Origin of the sequence: Amycolatopsis sp. MJM2582 (assembly GCF_000754115.1) — a bacterium.
GTDB lineage: Bacteria > Actinomycetota > Actinomycetes > Mycobacteriales > Pseudonocardiaceae > Amycolatopsis > Amycolatopsis japonica.
Genome location: NZ_JPLW01000007.1, coordinates 202,519 through 218,683 on the forward strand (window position 1 = coordinate 202,519; position 16,165 = coordinate 218,683).

17 protein-coding genes are annotated in these 16,165 nt (G+C 68.1%); 7 read left to right on the forward strand and 10 right to left on the reverse strand.

All coding sequences use genetic code 11. From position 1 onward, the window contains the following. Window positions 1-29: 29 nt before the first annotated feature. Both ED92_RS35590 and ED92_RS43095 read right to left on the reverse strand, forming a co-directional pair. Complete coding sequence (locus ED92_RS35590; protein WP_037346253.1) at window positions 30-1,775, reverse strand: BCCT family transporter; 1,746 nt, start codon at window positions 1,773-1,775, stop codon at window positions 30-32. Window positions 1,776-2,044: 269 nt separating this feature from the next. Then, window positions 2,045-2,188 carry a hypothetical protein gene (locus tag ED92_RS43095; RefSeq protein WP_162836913.1) on the reverse strand — a complete coding sequence of 48 codons (144 nt, stop codon included), beginning with the start codon at window positions 2,186-2,188 and terminating at the stop codon, window positions 2,045-2,047. Window positions 2,189-2,274: 86 nt separating this feature from the next. Here ED92_RS43095 and ED92_RS35595 point away from each other — a divergent pair, with 86 nt between their 5' ends. Continuing rightward, window positions 2,275-3,231 (forward strand): GlxA family transcriptional regulator, encoded by a 957-nt coding sequence (locus ED92_RS35595; RefSeq protein ID WP_037346256.1) that lies wholly within the window; start codon window positions 2,275-2,277, stop codon window positions 3,229-3,231. A gap of 9 nt (window positions 3,232-3,240) precedes the next feature. Here ED92_RS35595 and ED92_RS35600 read toward each other — a convergent pair whose 3' ends face one another. Then, window positions 3,241-3,429, reverse strand: coding sequence for a hypothetical protein (locus ED92_RS35600; protein ID WP_037346258.1), 189 nt, complete (start codon window positions 3,427-3,429; stop codon window positions 3,241-3,243). Between the two features lie 189 nt (window positions 3,430-3,618). On the opposite strand from ED92_RS35600, the gene ED92_RS35605 reads away from it, so the two are divergent. After that, window positions 3,619-4,188 carry a TetR/AcrR family transcriptional regulator gene (locus tag ED92_RS35605; protein WP_037346261.1) on the forward strand — a complete coding sequence of 190 codons (570 nt, stop codon included), beginning with the start codon at window positions 3,619-3,621 and terminating at the stop codon, window positions 4,186-4,188. Between the two features lie 19 nt (window positions 4,189-4,207). Continuing rightward, the gene (locus ED92_RS35610; RefSeq protein ID WP_037346263.1) at window positions 4,208-5,404 is read left to right on the forward strand and encodes an FAD-dependent monooxygenase; all 1,197 of its coding nucleotides are present in this window, start codon (window positions 4,208-4,210) and stop codon (window positions 5,402-5,404) included. Window positions 5,405-5,424: 20 nt separating this feature from the next. Here ED92_RS35610 and ED92_RS35615 read toward each other — a convergent pair whose 3' ends face one another. The 7 genes from ED92_RS35615 to ED92_RS35645 form a co-directional block, all read right to left on the reverse strand. Further along, window positions 5,425-6,681: an HNH endonuclease signature motif containing protein gene (locus ED92_RS35615; RefSeq protein ID WP_037346265.1), complete on the reverse strand. Its 1,257-nt coding sequence runs from the start codon at window positions 6,679-6,681 to the stop codon at window positions 5,425-5,427. A gap of 44 nt (window positions 6,682-6,725) precedes the next feature. Beyond that, a complete protein-coding gene (locus ED92_RS35620; protein WP_200882789.1) occupies window positions 6,726-7,175 on the reverse strand; it encodes a hypothetical protein in 450 nt (149 codons plus the stop codon). Window positions 7,176-7,224: 49 nt separating this feature from the next. Further along, a complete protein-coding gene (locus ED92_RS35625; RefSeq protein WP_037346266.1) occupies window positions 7,225-7,974 on the reverse strand; it encodes an SDR family NAD(P)-dependent oxidoreductase in 750 nt (249 codons plus the stop codon). 10 nt (window positions 7,975-7,984) lie between these two features. After that, complete coding sequence (locus tag ED92_RS35630) at window positions 7,985-9,031, reverse strand: ABC transporter permease subunit (RefSeq protein ID WP_037346267.1); 1,047 nt, start codon at window positions 9,029-9,031, stop codon at window positions 7,985-7,987. Then, a complete protein-coding gene (locus tag ED92_RS35635) occupies window positions 9,028-9,915 on the reverse strand; it encodes an ABC transporter ATP-binding protein (RefSeq protein ID WP_037346268.1) in 888 nt (295 codons plus the stop codon). Before ED92_RS35635 ends, ED92_RS35630 begins: the two co-directional genes overlap by 4 nt. After that, window positions 9,912-10,304 carry a GntR family transcriptional regulator gene (locus ED92_RS35640; RefSeq protein WP_037346270.1) on the reverse strand — a complete coding sequence of 131 codons (393 nt, stop codon included), beginning with the start codon at window positions 10,302-10,304 and terminating at the stop codon, window positions 9,912-9,914. Before ED92_RS35640 ends, ED92_RS35635 begins: the two co-directional genes overlap by 4 nt. A 72-nt stretch (window positions 10,305-10,376) precedes the next feature. Continuing rightward, complete coding sequence (locus tag ED92_RS35645) at window positions 10,377-11,555, reverse strand: glycosyltransferase 87 family protein (protein ID WP_052121083.1); 1,179 nt, start codon at window positions 11,553-11,555, stop codon at window positions 10,377-10,379. 134 nt (window positions 11,556-11,689) lie between these two features. Here ED92_RS35645 and ED92_RS35650 point away from each other — a divergent pair, with 134 nt between their 5' ends. The 4 genes from ED92_RS35650 (at window position 11,690) to ED92_RS35665 (ending at window position 16,138) form a co-directional block, all read left to right on the forward strand. Next, complete coding sequence (locus ED92_RS35650; protein WP_037346272.1) at window positions 11,690-12,595, forward strand: AraC family transcriptional regulator; 906 nt, start codon at window positions 11,690-11,692, stop codon at window positions 12,593-12,595. Window positions 12,596-12,673: 78 nt separating this feature from the next. Beyond that, window positions 12,674-13,516, forward strand: a complete 843-nt coding sequence (locus tag ED92_RS35655; protein ID WP_037346274.1) for a carbohydrate-binding protein — start codon at window positions 12,674-12,676, stop codon at window positions 13,514-13,516. A gap of 192 nt (window positions 13,517-13,708) precedes the next feature. Then, window positions 13,709-15,052, forward strand: coding sequence for an erythromycin esterase family protein (locus ED92_RS35660; RefSeq protein WP_052121085.1), 1,344 nt, complete (start codon window positions 13,709-13,711; stop codon window positions 15,050-15,052). Window positions 15,053-15,172: 120 nt separating this feature from the next. After that, on the forward strand, window positions 15,173-16,138 hold the full coding sequence (locus ED92_RS35665) for a sporulation protein (RefSeq protein WP_037346276.1): 966 nt from the start codon (window positions 15,173-15,175) through the stop codon (window positions 16,136-16,138). Window positions 16,139-16,165 lie beyond the last annotated feature (27 nt).

The following is a 16,165-nucleotide window of genomic DNA, read 5'->3' on the forward strand; positions in this document are numbered from 1 at the left end:
AGGAAAGGGGGCCTTCACGCGGGATCAGCTCAGGTGCGCTGTTTCGACCGTCCGAGGAGACGACGGCGGGCGTGGCCGTTCGTGCGTTCCTCGTGCAGTTCCTTCAGCGACAACATCATCGCGTCTTCCTGCTTCATCAGCGGGTCGTTGCGCAGGTCCTTCCAGACCGACACGCACAACCCGACCATCACGAACACGAACGGCACCGCGATCAGGATGGTGAGGTTCTGCAACCCGGTCAGCGCCTTGTCCCCGCCGACCAGCAGCATCACCGCCGCGACGGCGCCCATCAGCACGCCCCAGAAGATGACGACACCCTTCTTCGGGTGCACGCTCCCGCGCTGGGACAAGGTGCCCATCACCACCGAAGCCGCGTCCGCGCCGGAGACGAAGAAGATGGACACCAGGATCATCACCAGGATCGCGATCGGGACGAACCACGGCAGGGTCTCGAGCAGTTCGAACGTCGCCGACTGGGCACTGCCCGCGCCCGCGATGTCCGTGCCCGCCCGCTGCCTGCTGATCGCCGCGCCGCCGAAGATCGCGAACCAGATCAGGCTCACGATGCTCGGGATCGCGATGACACCGAAGATGAACTGCCGGATGGTGCGGCCGCGCGAGATCCGCGCGATGAACATGCCGACGAAGGGCGTCCACGAGATCCACCACGCCCAGTAGAAGACCGTCCAGCCACCGAGCCAGGTCTGCATCTCCTCGCCACCGGTCATCCCGGTACGGCCGGACATCTCCGCCAGTTCGCGGAAGTAGTCGCCGATCGCGCCGGGCACGATGTTGAGGATCAGCACGGTCGGCCCGACCACCAGCACGAACACCGCGAGCACCGCGGCGAGCACCATGTTGATGTTGGACAGCCACTGGATCCCCTTGGCCACCCCGGACACCGCCGAAGCGATGAACGCGATGGTGAGGATCGCGATGATCGCGACCAGGAGTCCCTTGCCGGGATCGTCGATCCAGCCGACGGCGCCCATACCGCCACCCACCTGGAGCGCGCCGAGACCGAGCGAAGCGGCCGAACCGAACAGGGTCGCGAAGATCGCCATGATGTCGATCGCCTTGCCCAGCGGGCCTTCGGTGCGCCGCTTGCCGATCAGCGGCGCGAACACCGAACTGATCAGCTGGCTGCGGCCCTTCCGGAAGGTGCTGTACGCGATCGCGAGACCGACGACGGCGTAGATCGCCCACGGGTGCACGGTCCAGTGGAACAACGTCGTCGCCATCGCGGTGTGGACGGCTTCGTCGGAGTTCGGGGCCGCGGTGCCCGGGGGCGGGCTCGCGAGGTGGGAGACCGGTTCGTACACCCCGAAGAACATCAGGCCGATGCCCATGCCGGCGCTGAACATCATCGCGATCCACGACGACGTCCGGAATTCGGGGAGTTCCTTGTCCCCGCCCAGCGGGATCCGGCCGTAGCGGCTTATGGCCAGACAGACCGCGAAGAGCACGAAACCGCTCGCTGTCAGCACAAAGGCCCAGCCGCCGTAAGGGATCACGGCGTCGTTGAGGAGGGTCGACGCGACACTCGCGAGGCTCTCGGGGGACAGGACACCCCAGATGATGATGGCGAGCGCGAGAGCCGCCGCCACACCGAAAACGGTACGGTCGGTTTCGGCGGGTCGTTCGGCGGCGAGGTCGAGCGGGACGTGCTCATCGGGCGGGTGCCCCGGACCTGTCGTGTCCGGCGCGTGGGCGAGGTCCGACGCGGTCTCCGCGACGACCTCTTCTTCCGCTTGTTTACCGTCCTGCGAACTCATGTTCAGACACGCGCCGATGACGGCGCGATCTCCTTCCGCCCGAGTTAACCCGTTTGCACCACTGCACCCTAACCAGAAAACTGGTAACCGGCAGAAAATGCGGGCGAAGAGGTTTAAACCGGTGATTGTGGGTCTGACCTCGGCGGATGTGCGTTCGTTCGACGGTCTCGGCGGGGAACGTGTCCCTCGTGACACCGGTGGTCAGGGGATCGAGCCGAGTTTTCGCAGAGAGCCCTGCTGAACTGGGGTTCCTTGGCGCGTCGGGGATTTCAGACCGTGGCGCCTCCTCTCCAGAAGGGCCGGCCGAGCGGGTCGCCGCCGGCGGTGTCCGGGCGGCCCTGCCGCGCGTGGTTGCGCTCCAGCAGGTAGGTGACGAGGGCGATCAGGGCGAGGGTGACGATGATTGCGGTCATGGCAGTAAGTTTGCGCCGCTCGACATCCTGCCAAAAGTGGCAGTTCTGTCGTTGTGCGACAAAATCCTGCCAGCTATGCTTCGGGCATGCTGAAGAGCGTCGCCGTGGTGCTGCTGGACGACTTCGCCGCGTTCGAGTTCGGTGTCGTCTGCGAGGTGTTCGGTTACGACCGCACCGATGACGGCGTGCCGCTGCTCGATTTCCGCGTGTGCGGGGAGCGGGCCGGAGAGCCGCTGAGCCTCGGTCACGGCGTCAAGGTCACCCCGGAACACGGTCTCGAAGCGACCGAAGACGCGGACCTCGTCGTCGTCCCCGCCTGCGACGTGCGCGACGAATACCCACCCGCGGTGCTCGAGGCGCTCCGTGCGGTTTCGGCGCGAGGGGCCACGCTGCTTTCGGTGTGCACCGGCGCGTTCGTGCTGGGCGCAGCGGGGCTGCTCGACGGGCGGCGGTGCACGAACCACTGGCGGCACAGCGAGCGGTTCCGGAAGCGTTTTCCCGAGGCGAAGCTGGATCCGGACGTCCTCTTCGTCGACGACGGCGACATCATCACCAGCGCCGGAACGGCCGCCGGCATCGACGCGTGCCTGCATCTGGTCCGCCGCGAACTCGGCTCCGCCGCGGCCACCGCGATCGCCCGGCGCATGGTGGTGCCCCCGCAACGGGAAGGCGGGCAACGCCAGTTCGTCGAGGTGCCGATCCCGGAATGCACCGGGGACAGCCTTCAGCCGGTGCTCGCCTGGATGCTCGACACCATCGACCACGAACATCCCGTCGCCGATCTGGCCCGCCGGGCACGGATGTCCGAGCGCACCTTCGCTCGCAAGTTCGTCGCGGAGACGGGCACCACACCGCACCGATGGCTTTCGACGCAACGGGTTCTGCACGCGAGGTCGCTGCTCGAAGAGACGACGATGAGCATCGACGAGGTCGCGCGTCGCTGCGGCTTCGGCTCAGGAGCCTTGCTGCGTCACCATTTCCACAAGGTCGTCGGCGTTTCCCCGCAGGACTACCGACGAACCTTCGCGCCGCAGCGGGTTTGACGTTCGGTCTCAGTCCTTCGATGGCTTGTTGAACAACCCGAGGGATTGCGCGAACGCCGCGCCACCGGCCAGGAAGACGAGCGGCAGCGTCTTGGCCCAGAACGCGCCGACGTCGAGCGAGATGAGCAAGGCGAGCAGCCCGCCCGCCAAGGCGGCCAAGACGAGCATTCCCAGGGCGAGGCGGGGTTTCGAGACCATGTGTCCTCCAGGAAACGGGTTCGGAAGAGCAAGCTTCGCGACCGTTCCGGGGGAGGAAGAGGTCATTTTTGCCCCGTGCGGGGGTTTCAGAGTGAGCCCCAGGCGTGGGCCGAAGAGGGCATGAGTTTGCACCGCGGCCGGATCCGGGCATACGATCAGTGCAGTCGTACAGGACGAACGCCCTAGGAGATGACGGTGGCAGGATCCCCGGCCGCGGCGCGTGGCAAGCTCGTCCGGCAACGGTTGCTCGAAGCGGCCGTCGCACTCGTGCCCGAACTCGGCTGGTCCGCGGTCAGCACCCGGATCCTGGCCGAGCGCGCGGGTGTCACGCCGAGCGTCGTGCACTACCACTTCCCGTCGCTGCAGGCCTTGATGATCGAGGCGGTGCTCGGCGCGATGCGTGAGGTCGCGGTCGCTTTCGAGCCGGCGCTGGAGTCCGTCGAGACATCGGCCGACGCGGTGGGCGCGCTGCTGGCGTCGGTCGGCGAATACTCCGGCACCGACCCGATGTCGTTGCTGTTCGCCGAGGCCTATCTCGCCGCGACCCGCGATGACACCTTGCGCCAAGGCATCCGCGAGCTGCTCGCCGGCTTGCGCACCAGGTTGGGCGGGTGGCTGGCGGAGCGGGGAGTGGCCGACGCCGAGGACACGGCGGCGGCACTCCTCGCCGCGGTGGACGGGCTTCTGCTGCATCGGGCGCTCGGACCGGAGTCCGGCCGGATCGTCTCCCCGGTCGTCCTGCGCAGGCTGGTCGGCTGAACGAAAGGGAGGGACCCCCATGAAGGTGGCGATCTGCGGGGCCGGGATCACCGGTCTGGCGCTGGCGCACCGGCTCGCGGCGCTGGATGTCGAAGTCGTGGTGCTGGAACGGGCCGCGGGGCCGCGGCAACAGGGCTACATGATCGACTTCTTCGGCCCAGGGTTCGACGCCGTCGAGGAAATGGGACTGCTGCCCCAGGTCGAGGAAGCGGCGTATCAGGTGGACGAAGCGAGCTTGCTGGATGAGCGCGGCCGCCGCCGGGCGGCGATCGACTACGTCCAGTTCGCCAAATCGGTGCGGGGACGGCTCTGCAGCATCATGCGGCCGGATCTGGAACGGGTACTGCGTACCGGTCTTCCATCCACAGTGGACGTACGATTCGGTGCCGGGGTCACTGGCGTCGAGGACCTCGGCGACCGCGTGCGGGTCACTTTGGCGGACGGCGACACTCTCGAAGTCGATCTGCTGGTCGGGGCCGACGGGATCCATTCGACCGTGCGGCGGCTGGTCTTCGGTGAAGAGAGCCGGTTCTTGCGTCATCTCGGTTTTCATACGGCGGCCTTCGTTTTCGAGGACGAGGAAATTCGCGCGCAGGTGGGCGAGCGGTTCTGTCTGACCGACACGGTCGGGATGCAGATGGGTTTCTACGGTCTCCGCGACGGCAAACTCGCGGCGTTCGCCGTGCACCGCACGACGGATCCGGCCCTGCCGGACGACGCGCGGGCGACACTGCGCGCGACTTACGGTTCGCTCGGCTGGGCGGTGCCGAAGGCGCTCGGTCTGTGCCCGCCGCCGGGCGAGGTGTACTACGACCAGGTCGCGCAGATCGAGATGTCTTCCTGGAGCCGTGGGCGGGTCGTGCTCGTCGGGGATTCTTGTTACGCCGTCTCACTTCTCGCTGGACAGGGCGCTTCACTGGGTATCGCGGGCGCGTTCGTTCTGGCCGAGCGACTCACCCGGGCGCACTCGATCGAGGCCGCGCTCGCGGAGTACGAGCGTCTGGTCCGCCCGGTGGTGACCGAGAAGCAGCAAGTCGCCCGGCGAGGCGCGCGATGGTTCCTGCCCGCCAACCGGTTCCTGCTCCTGGCGCGCAGGGTGTTCCTTCACGTGGCCCGGCTCCCGGGACTCGAACGACCACTCGCGGCCGCCGTCACGGGTAAATCGACGGCGCTGGTGACGAATCTGAAGCGTGGGGCCGAGATCCGGAGCCGGTGACTTTCGAGGCTGGGGTCGGCCTATGTCCTGAGGTGCATGGTGTTTCTCCTTGTAGACCCGGTCGGGTCGAGGTAGGCGGGTGGGGTGAATTGGGGGAGTCCGTCTTGGGCGATCTGGACTTTCCATTCGCTGCGGTGGATGAGCCGGTGGTGTTTGGTGCAGAGCAGGACGAGGTTGTCGATTTTCGTTTCGCCGTGGTGTCGCCAGAAAACGATGTGGTGGGCGGTGCAGCGGGGGACGGGCATGTCGCAGCCGGGGAAGGCGCAGCCGCCGTCGCGGAGGGTGAGTGCGTATTTCTGGGCGAGGGAGACGGTGCGTTTGGAGCGGCCGATGTCGAGGGGTTCGCCTGCGGTGCCGAGGACGCCGGGTCTGACGCGGGCGTCGCAGGCGAGGATCCGGGCGTCGGTGGCACTGATCGGTCCGACCAGATCCAGGTGGGCTTCGCCGATGTCGCGGATCAGGTCGTCGTAGGACATGGTGACGAGAATGTGAGTGGCTTCCCCGGCTTGGCCGGGAAGATTCCGGCTGGTGGTCTTCAACCGGACGTAGTCGGTGAAGGCGTCGCCGTAGCGTTCGTCCCGGCTGCGGGAGTCGCGGACTCCGTCGATGGCTTTGTGGGGTTTGGCCATCGGATCGAGGTCGGATTTCAGGCGGGCGTAGGTTTCCAGGTCCAGGCGCGCCTTGAGGCCCAAGGTGCCATCGCGGTGTTTGATGAACCGCAGCTCCGGCCGAGCCTCCTTCGGATCGTCGTTGCGGGGCTCCTTGCCGTCCGGGTCGAGCTCGTCCAGCAGACGACGTCCGGCGCGAGCGATTTGCCGTGGCCCCGCATGTCTGGCCAACTCGACCAGGATCTTCTCCCCGGCCCGCACATCGCCCTCAGGAACACTGGACGGGATCCGGGCGAGAGTCTTGATGATCGCGTCGATCTGGCCACCACCGATCGCGCCCTCCGCTGCGGCCTCGGCTGTCAACGGTGCCAACGGTGGTTCGGGGTCACCACCGATCGGCGGGCCGGGATGCAGCGCCAGCACCCGGTCGGCGCGGGCGGCGGCTTCCTTGTCCGACACCAGGAAATCCTCGAGAATCAACCCGGCCAGCGTCGAATGGCCGCTGCAGCCCCGAATCCCGCGCGAGTTGATTTCCGCGAGGATCGCGTTCTGCTCGGCATCCAGTTGGCGCTTAAGAACTTCGAGTTCCTGTTTACGCGCGTGCAGCGTCGCCGTGTCGACGCGCCACCACTCGGTGGACGTCTTCGGGGATGCATCGTCGCTGGACACAAGATCAACGGTACGCAGGTTCGAACACCCGTGCTATCGTACGTTCAGACTATATCGTTCTCAATAAAACGGCGTCCTGACCGGATGGTGCTGAAGGATCGCACGTACCGTACATCCGTTTCACCGAGCCGATGGAGCGATACGGGTGCCCCGCCCCAGGCCGTCGCAGCGCTGTCCCGAAAGGACTTACGGACCGTGGAGTTCGGTCTCCCAGGGCTCGAACGGTGGCTCGACCTCGTAAGCCGGGTCGCAAAGGCGGCGAATCCACTGGGCGGCACGGTACTGCGCGTCCCCTCGTTCAGCACGTTGCCCTCTTCGTCAATTTCCAGCACATTGCCGTAGATCGCGAAGACCTGCTCCAACGACGAACCGAACTGGAAGAGGGCAGGTCGGTAGTCGAAACCGTCGAGCAAGTCGACGTCGATGGTGCCGTTGGCCAAGTAGAAGGCGAAGAACCGAAGCGAAACACGTACATCGACAGGAAGGTGTCCCACCCGTACATCATGCCTGCCAGCCGCGTCACCTGGGCAAGAAACGCCGCGATCACCAAGTGGGACGCGCGGACACACCTCCGTCCACCGTCAGGTTGTGCCCCGTGATCCACGACGCGAGCGGCGAAGCGAGAAAAAGGCAGGCGTTCGCGACGTCGCCAGGAGTGCCGAGCCTGCCCAACGGCGCGGCCTGTCGCCAGCGGCGGACGCCCTCCGGCCAGGCGTCGTCGAGGCCGGGGCGCTCGATCAGGCCGGGGGAGACGGCGTTGACGCGCAGTCCTCGCGGGCCATATTCGAGCGCGGCGGCGCGGGCGTGCATGACCAGGGCGGCCTTCGCGCTGCTGTAGTGCGCGTGTCCCGGCGCGGGCTGGGTCGCTTCGATCGAGGCGATATGAATGACGCTGCCGCCGTTCATCACCGCGGCCGCGGCTTGGGTGCACGAGAACGCGCTGGTGAGGTTCGCGTCGAGGACGGCGCGCCAGCTTTCCGCCGACATCTCCGGCAGGGGTTCGATCGGCTGCACGCCGGCGTTGTTGACCAGGGTGTCCAGCCGTCCGGTCCAGGCGGCGGCAGCCGTCACGAGCCGTCGGCATTCGCCGTCGTCGGTGAGGTCGGCGACGAACGTCTTCGCGGTGCCGCCCGCCTCCTGGATCCGTTCGACGACGGTGAGCGCCGAGGCCTCGTCACGGTGATAGTGCACGGCGACGGCGCTGCCCGCCTCGGCGAACCGCAGCGCGATGCCGCGGCCGATCCCGCCGCTGGCCCCGGTGACGAGCGTGGTGGTACCGGTCAGGTCGAGCATCGGGGTCCTTTCAGGCGAGACGGCGGCGGATCCACCAGAAACAGAATCCCGCGAGACCGAGGGCGAGCACCAGATACAGCGCGCTTTCGATCCATTGGAACGGCCAGAATCGCGTGGGCGGATGGTAGATCACGTGCTGTCGGTAGCCGAGCCGGTTGATTTCGGCCAGGCACAGGTCCATCGGGTCGGCTCCGGTGCCGCGGCCGCCGGGTGGCGCCGAGGGCGAACACGGGCCGGTCGACGTCGGCATGGTGACGTTCTCGACGGGTTTGCCGGAAGCGTCGACGGTTTCGCCCGCCAGCAGCCAGCCGCCGGGATCCGGTGCCTTGGCTTCGAAATGCAGCACCCCGGTGTTCGGGTTCCGGCCGATTCCATCCACAGTGGACGGAGAGAGTTCGAGGGTCGCGTCGATCGAGGGCAGCAGATGGGGCCGCACGACGATCGGCACGGCGACCTGGATCACCGCGAACGCGGCCAGCGTGACGGCCATCGCGGGAAGGCTTCGGCGCACCAGCATGCCGATGGTGACGCCGAGCGCGAAGGCGAACGCGGAGTACGCGATGGGGACGACACCGCGCGCGTCGAACACCATCGCCGAAAGCCGTGGGAAATCCTTGACGGCGGCCGTTTCGAAGGTGGTCGCCCACCAGGTCACCGCCAGGCTGCCCACGCCGCCGGCGAGCATCGCGGCCACGCCGGTGATCCCGAGTTTCACCGCCAGCCACCGTGTCCTGGTGACGCTCTGGTTCCAGATCAGCCGGTGTGTCCCGGCTTCGAGTTCGCGGGTGAACAGCGGCGCGCCCCAGAAGAGGCCGATGAGCGCGGGCAGCAGGAGTACGAGCGCGGTGACGGCCAGGAAGGTGTTCTGGTGGTCGTTGAGGAAGCGCTCGACGAAGTCGTCGCAGGCGGCGGTGTCGCCCGCGCAGGTCGCGATCCCGGTGGCGTATTCGCCGGAGATGGCGGGCCCGGTGACGGCCAGGACGAGCGCTAGTACCGCCAAGGCCCCGAACACGGCCGCGGCCGGGAGCCGGAATTGACGCCAGGTCAGCCAGATCATCTCCGGACCTCCAGGATCCGCCGGTGGTTCGCGGTGGTTTTGGTCAGGTAGGCCAGGACGAGATCTTCGAGGCTCAGCTTGCTCACCGTCCACACCGGATCGTGGATCGGTTCCTCGGTGCGCACGACGAAGGTGCTTTGGACGTCCGTATGGCTTTCCGAGACGACGTGCTGGCTCGACGGGAGCCTGGCGGCGTCCCGGCACGGGCCGGTGAGACGGTGGTGGGTGGCGAGCAGGGTCTCGACCTCGCCGGACACCTGCACGCGGGAATCGATGAGCACGATCAGGAAATCGCAGGCGCGTTCCAGATCCGAGACCAGATGGGACGACAGCACCACGTTCAGTTCCTGCTCGACGGTGGCTTCGAGCAGCCCCTGCAGGAATTCGCGGCGCGCCAAGGGATCGAGCGCGGCGACCGGTTCGTCGAGGAGCAGCAGTTCCGGCCGTTTCGCCACGCCGAGGGTGAGGGCGAGCTGGGCGCGTTGACCGCCGGAGAGTTTCCCGGCCTTGCGCGCGGGATCGAGACCGAGCCGGGCGATGCGGTCCCTGGCCAGCGCGTCGTCCCAGCCGGGGTTGAGCCGTGCGCCGAGCCGCAGGTGGTCCGCGACGGAAAGACCGGCGTAGGTCGGGGTGTCCTGCGCGACGAAGCCGACCTTGGCGAGCTGGGCCGGGCTGGCGCCGGGACGCCCGCCCAGCACGGTGATCCGGCCGGTGGTCGGCGGCAGCTGGCCGGCGGCCATGTTCAGCAGCGTGGTCTTGCCCGCTCCGTTGGGGCCCACCAGCCCGACCACGTGCCCGGCCGGGATGTCCAGCGTGCACTCGGAAAGCGCCCAGTTCTTGCCGTATCTCTTGCCGAGACCCTCTGTCCGCAGGACGGCGGTCATGCTATTTCCTCTCCGGCGACGGTCCGAAAGGTCGTCATGAACAGCGCCTCGATGCTCTCGTCGTCGAGCCCGGCCTTGCGCGCCTTCGCCAGCCAGCGCTGCAGATCCATCCGCAGGGGGCCATGCGCGGCGAGGGATCCATCGGTGAGCGTCGCGGTCACGAAGGTGCCGACGCCCGGCCTCGCGGCGACGAGGCCCTCGTGTTCGAGCTCGCGATACGCCTTGAGCACGGTGTTGGGGTTGATCGCCAGCCGGGCCACCACTTCCTTGACCGTCGGCAGCTGGTCGCCCTCGGCGAGCAGGCCGAGCCGCAGCGCCTGCCGCACCTGGCGGACGAGCTGCAGGTACGGCGACAGGCCGGAGTGGTCCTCGAGGTGGAACTCGATCATGGTAACTCCATTTATCTAGTTACCTAGTACTATAGAGACATGAAGGAGCGCGGTGTCAAGACGGAGGGATCGCTAAACGCGCTTCCGTAGCGCGAGCACACCGGCGACGGCGAGGAAGGCCAGGCCCGCGAGGACGTAGCAGTTTCCCAGCCACTGCTGGGCGGTCGTCCATGTCTGGCCCGGCCGGTCGAAGGCCGGGAAGTACCGGAACGGGGCCGCGACGAAGATCGTGGCGACGACGCCGGTGACGGCTAGCCAGGCTGCCGCCTTGCGGCGATCCTGACGCCTGAGCACGGCGAAGGCGATGGTGGTGAACAGCGCCGGGGCGATCCACACCCAGTGATGCGACCACGACGTCGGCGAGATGAGCAGGGCGAACGTCGCGTTCAGCAGCAGCGCCGGCACGGGCGCCGAGCGGTACATGGTCACCGTCACCAGCACCAGCAGCACACCGGTGAGGACGATCCAGAGCGGCTTCGCGGCGGACTCGACGCCGAAGCGCGCCAGCACCGCTTGCAGGGTCTGGTTGGTGTGGAACGAAGTGCCGCTGATCCCGGACGCCCCGGCGAGCCCGCCGAACCAGTAGCGCGCGGACGCCTCCGGTGCGACCGCGAACGCGACGGACGAGGCGGCCACGAACGTGCCCACCGCGGTCAGCGCGCCACGGAAGTCCTTGCGCACCAGGAAGAACAGCAGGAACGCCATCGGCGTCAGCTTGACGGCCGCGGCGAGACCGACTCCGATGCCCCGGTAACGGCCCCGTGCCAGCAGACAGTCGGCCGCCACGAGACCCATCAGCAACAGGTTGATCTGGCCGAAACCGAGTGTCTGGCGGACCGGTTCGAGGAAGAGCGCCGGGGTGATCGCCAGCGACGCGACGAGCAACGCCTTCCGCCGGTCCCCGGACGGCCACAGCGTGCGGACGATCCCGTAGAAGGTGATGCCCAGCGCGGCCAGGCTGAGCGCGAACAGCAGGAGTACCGCGCCTGTCCACGGCACCAGTGCCAGCGGGGTGAGCACCAACGCGGCGAACGGCGGGTAGATGAACAGCAGGGGGATGCCGGCGTCGGAAAGCGGTAACGCGCCGTAGAGATCGCCGCCGCTCCACAGCGTGTCGACGCCGAAACGGTAGATCTCGAGGTCGCTGTGGGAAGTGCCCGCCGTCGCCATGGCCACGGCGCACGCCAGCGCCAAGGCGGCGAACGCGCCGAGCGACCATCGGGCCCGACCGCGCGACTTGGTGGGAGACATCGCGTGGTGACCCTTCGGACGTGCGTCGATGATCCGACTGTACCCGGCGGGGGAGAAGCGACTTCCGTCGGCAGTCACGGCGCGAACATTGGTCTAGACTTTTCATTCCCCAGTGTGGTGAAAGGGACCGATCCATGCGCGGAACGACGGTGTTGCCGAGGACGCCTTGCCTGAAACCGAAGGCGGGGGAATTGCCACTGCATCGGCTGGAGGTCCGCGCGCCGGACGCCCTGCCGTTCACGGTCGGCACCTTCGACACGATCGGGCCGATGTCGCGGGCGGCGTTCCCGCATCGGCACACCTTCTACGAAATCGTCCATGTCACCGGCGGCACCGGTGACCACGTCATCGATTTCACCCGGTGGGAATTGGGGCCGCCGCAACTCGCGGTCATAACACCGGGGCAGGTGCATCATTGGGATGCCCGCGATCTCACCGGATTCGTCGTGTTGTTCACCGACGATTTCCTGCTCGAACATCCGTCGGATCGCGAAACCCTGCGAAGGCTCAGCCAGCAGCCGTGGCGGCTCGACGAACGCGCGGCCGAGGAGACGGCGCGGCTGGTCGCCGAACTCGACGAGGAATTCCGTTGTGGCGGGCAGGGAACCGATTCGGTGCTGCGGGCCCTGATGCACGTGCTGATCGTGCGGGCGGGACGGCTTCCCGGCCTGGCGGATCCGCGACCGCCGGCCAGGGCGCAGGCGGTGGGCACGGAATTCGCCCGGTTGCTCGGCAGACCCGACCTCGGGCTCTGGTCGGTCGGCGCGCTCGCGGAACGTATCGGGGTCACGCCGGGATACCTCACGGACGCGGTGAAAACGGCGACCGGCCGGACGGCGGCACAACTGATGCGCGAGGCGCGGACGCGGGAGGCGAAACGGTTCCTGCTCGGCACGGATCTCACCGTGCGGCAGGTCGCCAGCCGGGTCGGTTTCGCGGATCCCGCGTATTTCTGCCGGTTCTTCCGGCGGGAAACGGGGTTGAGCCCCGGTGATTACCGCCGGACCGGAGACGCGCCCCCGGAGATTCACCACGACTGACCAACCCAGTCCATCGTCCGCAGCTGATCTTCTCCATACCGTCGAGGGTGATTCCCGAAGCCCCCACGAGGAGCAGGTATGGACGAAGAGAACAAGCTCAGCCGGAAGACCGTGCTGAAGGCCGCGATCGCCGCGGGTGTGGCGGCTCCGGTCGCGTTGATCGGCGGCCCCGCTCTCGCACGCACCACCGTCGCGAGCGGCCAGGCACCCGAGCTGACCCCGTACTGCGACGACGGGGACGACCCGACCATTCCGCAGACCGAAGGTCCTTATTTCAAGCCGAATTCCCCGCAGCGCACCTCGCTCGTCACGGCGGGCACGCCGGGAACGCGGCTCACCGTGTCCGGCTACGTGTTCGGGCTCGGCTGCCTGCCGATCGCGCGGGCACTGCTGGACTTCTGGCAGGCGGACGTCAACGGCGCCTACGACAACGTGGGGTACACCTTCCGCGGTCACCAGTTCACGAACGACCAGGGCGCGTTCTCGCTGAGCACCATCGTGCCCGGCCTGTACCCCGGTCGTACGCGGCACATCCACGTCAAGGTCCAGGCGCCCGGCAGGCCGGTGCTGACCACGCAGCTCTACTTCCCGAACGAGCCGCGCAACAACACCGACACGATCTTCGATCCCCGGCTGCTGATGACCGTCCGGGACGCGGGCACGGCCAAGGAGGCGGCGTTCGACTTCGTGTTGAACGTGCCGCAGACGCCGACGTCGACCTCGCGGCCGACCAGTACGACGCCGACGACGTCGACTTCGACCTCCAACCCGCCCGGCGGGACGACCTGGGCGGCGGGAACCGGCTATTCCGCGGGCGCCCGGGTCACCTACAGCGGTCGCGGTTACGTGTGCTTGCAGGCGCACACCGCCCAGCCCGGCTGGGAGCCGCCGTCCACACCCGCGTTGTGGCGCGCGGAGTGACGGACAGCCGCTGCGGAGGGAGATAAACGCGGGTGGATTCCCGCCGCCGGGTCCCACACCCCGGCGGCGGGGTCCACCCGCTTCCCGTGGGGTGAGGAAAACCCCACCCCAAGTAGGAGCTTTGCTTCAATGCGCCCCCACCGTTCCGTCGACGATGATCGATTTCGACAGCCGAACGAAGGGGTGAACGGTATGAAGGACGGCCGGAAACGGTGGGCGAGACGGGGAGTGGTGGCCGCCGCCGTGGTGGTGACGGGAGCGGTGCTCGCTCCCTTGACGAGTCCGGCTCTCGCGGCGGACACGACCACGACCTGGCGGGATCCGGTGCGGTCGCTGGACCGGGCGGCGCATCCGCTGCGCTCGACCGAACCTGGCCGCAACAATGCCGATCTCCGGGCGCTGGGCGGGATGATCGCCGACGCGAAGGTGGTCGGCCTCGGCGAGGCGACCCACGGCTCCCACGAGTTCTTCACCATGAAGGAGCGGGTGTTCCGCTACCTCGTGGAGGAAAAGGGGTTCCGGGCCTTCGCGCTGGAGCTCAGCTGGTCCGCCGGCCTGGAGATCGACGAGTACGTCCAGACCGGGCGCGGCGACGCCCGAGAAATCGCGAAGCGCACGCTGGCCGGATCCCCGTGGGATCGCGAGGAATTCGTCAGCCTGATCCGGTGGATGCGCGATCACAACCGCGCTCATCCCGATCGCACGGTGCACTTCGTCGGTGACGACCTCGGCGCGCCTTCGGTGAACGACGCGTTCTTCGCGCGGATCACCGACTACATCGGCAGGCATCATCCGGAGGCGCTGCCCCGGCTCAACGAGCTGTACACGGGACTGCGCCCGATCGACGACGCGTTCGCCTACGTGCGTAAACCCGTCGACGAGCGACGGCGGCTCGCCACACAGGCGGAGCAGGCCTTCGAGCTGGTCAAGGGGCTGACCGGCGCGGACGCCCACGGCTGGACCGAGCAGCACGCCCGGTTCGTCGCGCAGACCGCCCGCTTCCTCGCCGTCGATCTCGCGGATCCGAAGGGGCTGCCCGCGGCCCAGATCCTGCGCGACCAGGCGATGGCGCAGAACGTGGCCTGGTGGCAGCGGCGGACCGGCCACAAGATCCTGCTTTCCGCGCACAACGCCCACGTCGCGTACATCCCCGACATGCCGTCGATCTACCCGAAGACCCAAGGCGCCTTCCTGCGCGAGACGCTGGGCCGCGGCTATCTGCCGATCGGGTTCAGCTTCGACCGGGGTTCCTTCCTGTCCAAGGACACCGCGGTCGGTGGCGAGTGGAAGCCGTTCTCCGTCCCGGCCGCGCCGTCCGGGACGAACGAGGACACCCTCGACCGGGTCCGGTTCGACGACTTCTACCTGGACCTGCGCACCGCGCCGCCCGCCGCCCGCGCCTGGCTGGACACCGCCCGGCCCACCCGCACCATCGGCACGCTGTTCCCCGTCGACCCGGCGGACATCTCGCTCGGCCGCTCCTACGACGTCGTCATCCACCTGCACGACGTCCGCCAGGCCGATCTGAGAAGGTAGTGACGTCGCGCCCGTTTAGGGGTTTTTAACCCGGTTTTCCTGGCGTGCCGCGACGGATCTCGGTAGTAGTCGAAGTGTTCCGGTACCCCCTGTTCCAGTACCCAGCGGAGGAAATCCCTGATGTTCAAACGGATGCTCAGCGCCTTCGGGGTCGGCGGCCCGTCCGTCGACACCGTGCTCGACTCGCCGCACGCCGTTCCCGGCGAGGTGATCACCGGCCAGGTCCGCATCCAGGGCGGTTCGAGCGACGCCCAGATCGAGGAGATCCTGCTTTCGCTGGTCACCAGGGTCGAGGTCGAGCACGGCGACCACGAGCGGGCCGGGACCGCGGAGTTCCTGCGGGTCAGCGCGGGCCGCAAGGTACGGGTGACGGCGGGGCAGCTGACGACCGTCCCCTTCCAGATCGCCTTGCCGTGGGAGACGCCGATCAGCGCGGTGGGCGGGCGTGAGCTGCCGGGCATGGTCGTCGGCGTGCGCACCGAACTCGTCATCGCCGGCGCGCCGGACAAGGGCGACCTCGACCCGGTGCTCGTCGGGCCGCTGGAATCGCAGGACCGGGTGCTGGAGGCGTTCGGCGAGCTGGGCTTCTCCTTCCGCAGTGCCGACGTGGAGGCCGGGCGGTTGCACGGCGTGCGGCAGGAGCTCGGGTTCTTCCAGGAGATCGAGTTCTTCCCGCCGTCGCGCTACGCCGGGCGGGTCAGCCAGGTGGAGCTGACCTTCGTCGCGAGCCCGGACGACCTCGTGGTGGTGCTGGAGGCGGACAAGCGCGGCGGCATGTTCCGCTCCGGCGGCGACTCCTTCGGCCGCTTCCACGTCTCGCACGAGGAGGCGCTGCGCACCGACTGGGCCGCCGCCATCGACGGCTGGCTGGCCAAGGTCGCCGAATCCGGCGGCGGGCACGCCATGTTCGGCGGGCACCAGGAGCACTACGGCCACGAGTACGACCACCACGGGCACCACGGCAGGCGTGGTCCGGGGATGGGCGGTGTGGTCGCCGGTGCCGCGGCCGGTGTGGTCGGCGGCATGATCCTCGGCGAGGTCATGGAGGACGTCTTCGACGGCGGCGACGAGGGCTTCGAGGAGTGATCCGGCCTTCTGGGCACACCGGCTCGC

Excerpts from the sequence above, each read along its gene's own strand:
- ED92_RS35590 (WP_037346253.1), bottom strand. The coding sequence starts at position 1,775 with ATGAGTTCGCAGGACGGTAAACAAGCGGAAGAAGAGGTCGTCGCGGAG.
- ED92_RS43095 (WP_162836913.1), bottom strand. The coding sequence starts at position 2,188 with ATGACCGCAATCATCGTCACCCTCGCCCTGATCGCCCTCGTCACCTAC.
- ED92_RS35595 (WP_037346256.1), top strand. The coding sequence starts at position 2,275 with ATGCTGAAGAGCGTCGCCGTGGTGCTGCTGGACGACTTCGCCGCGTTC.
- ED92_RS35600 (WP_037346258.1), bottom strand. The coding sequence starts at position 3,429 with ATGGTCTCGAAACCCCGCCTCGCCCTGGGAATGCTCGTCTTGGCCGCC.
- ED92_RS35605 (WP_037346261.1), top strand. The coding sequence starts at position 3,619 with ATGACGGTGGCAGGATCCCCGGCCGCGGCGCGTGGCAAGCTCGTCCGG.
- ED92_RS35610 (WP_037346263.1), top strand. The coding sequence starts at position 4,208 with ATGAAGGTGGCGATCTGCGGGGCCGGGATCACCGGTCTGGCGCTGGCG.
- ED92_RS35625 (WP_037346266.1), bottom strand. The coding sequence starts at position 7,974 with ATGCTCGACCTGACCGGTACCACCACGCTCGTCACCGGGGCCAGCGGC.
- ED92_RS35630 (WP_037346267.1), bottom strand. The coding sequence starts at position 9,031 with ATGATCTGGCTGACCTGGCGTCAATTCCGGCTCCCGGCCGCGGCCGTG.
- ED92_RS35635 (WP_037346268.1), bottom strand. The coding sequence starts at position 9,915 with ATGACCGCCGTCCTGCGGACAGAGGGTCTCGGCAAGAGATACGGCAAG.
- ED92_RS35640 (WP_037346270.1), bottom strand. The coding sequence starts at position 10,304 with ATGATCGAGTTCCACCTCGAGGACCACTCCGGCCTGTCGCCGTACCTG.
- ED92_RS35645 (WP_052121083.1), bottom strand. The coding sequence starts at position 11,555 with ATGTCTCCCACCAAGTCGCGCGGTCGGGCCCGATGGTCGCTCGGCGCG.
- ED92_RS35650 (WP_037346272.1), top strand. The coding sequence starts at position 11,690 with ATGCGCGGAACGACGGTGTTGCCGAGGACGCCTTGCCTGAAACCGAAG.
- ED92_RS35655 (WP_037346274.1), top strand. The coding sequence starts at position 12,674 with ATGGACGAAGAGAACAAGCTCAGCCGGAAGACCGTGCTGAAGGCCGCG.
- ED92_RS35660 (WP_052121085.1), top strand. The coding sequence starts at position 13,709 with ATGAAGGACGGCCGGAAACGGTGGGCGAGACGGGGAGTGGTGGCCGCC.
- ED92_RS35665 (WP_037346276.1), top strand. The coding sequence starts at position 15,173 with ATGTTCAAACGGATGCTCAGCGCCTTCGGGGTCGGCGGCCCGTCCGTC.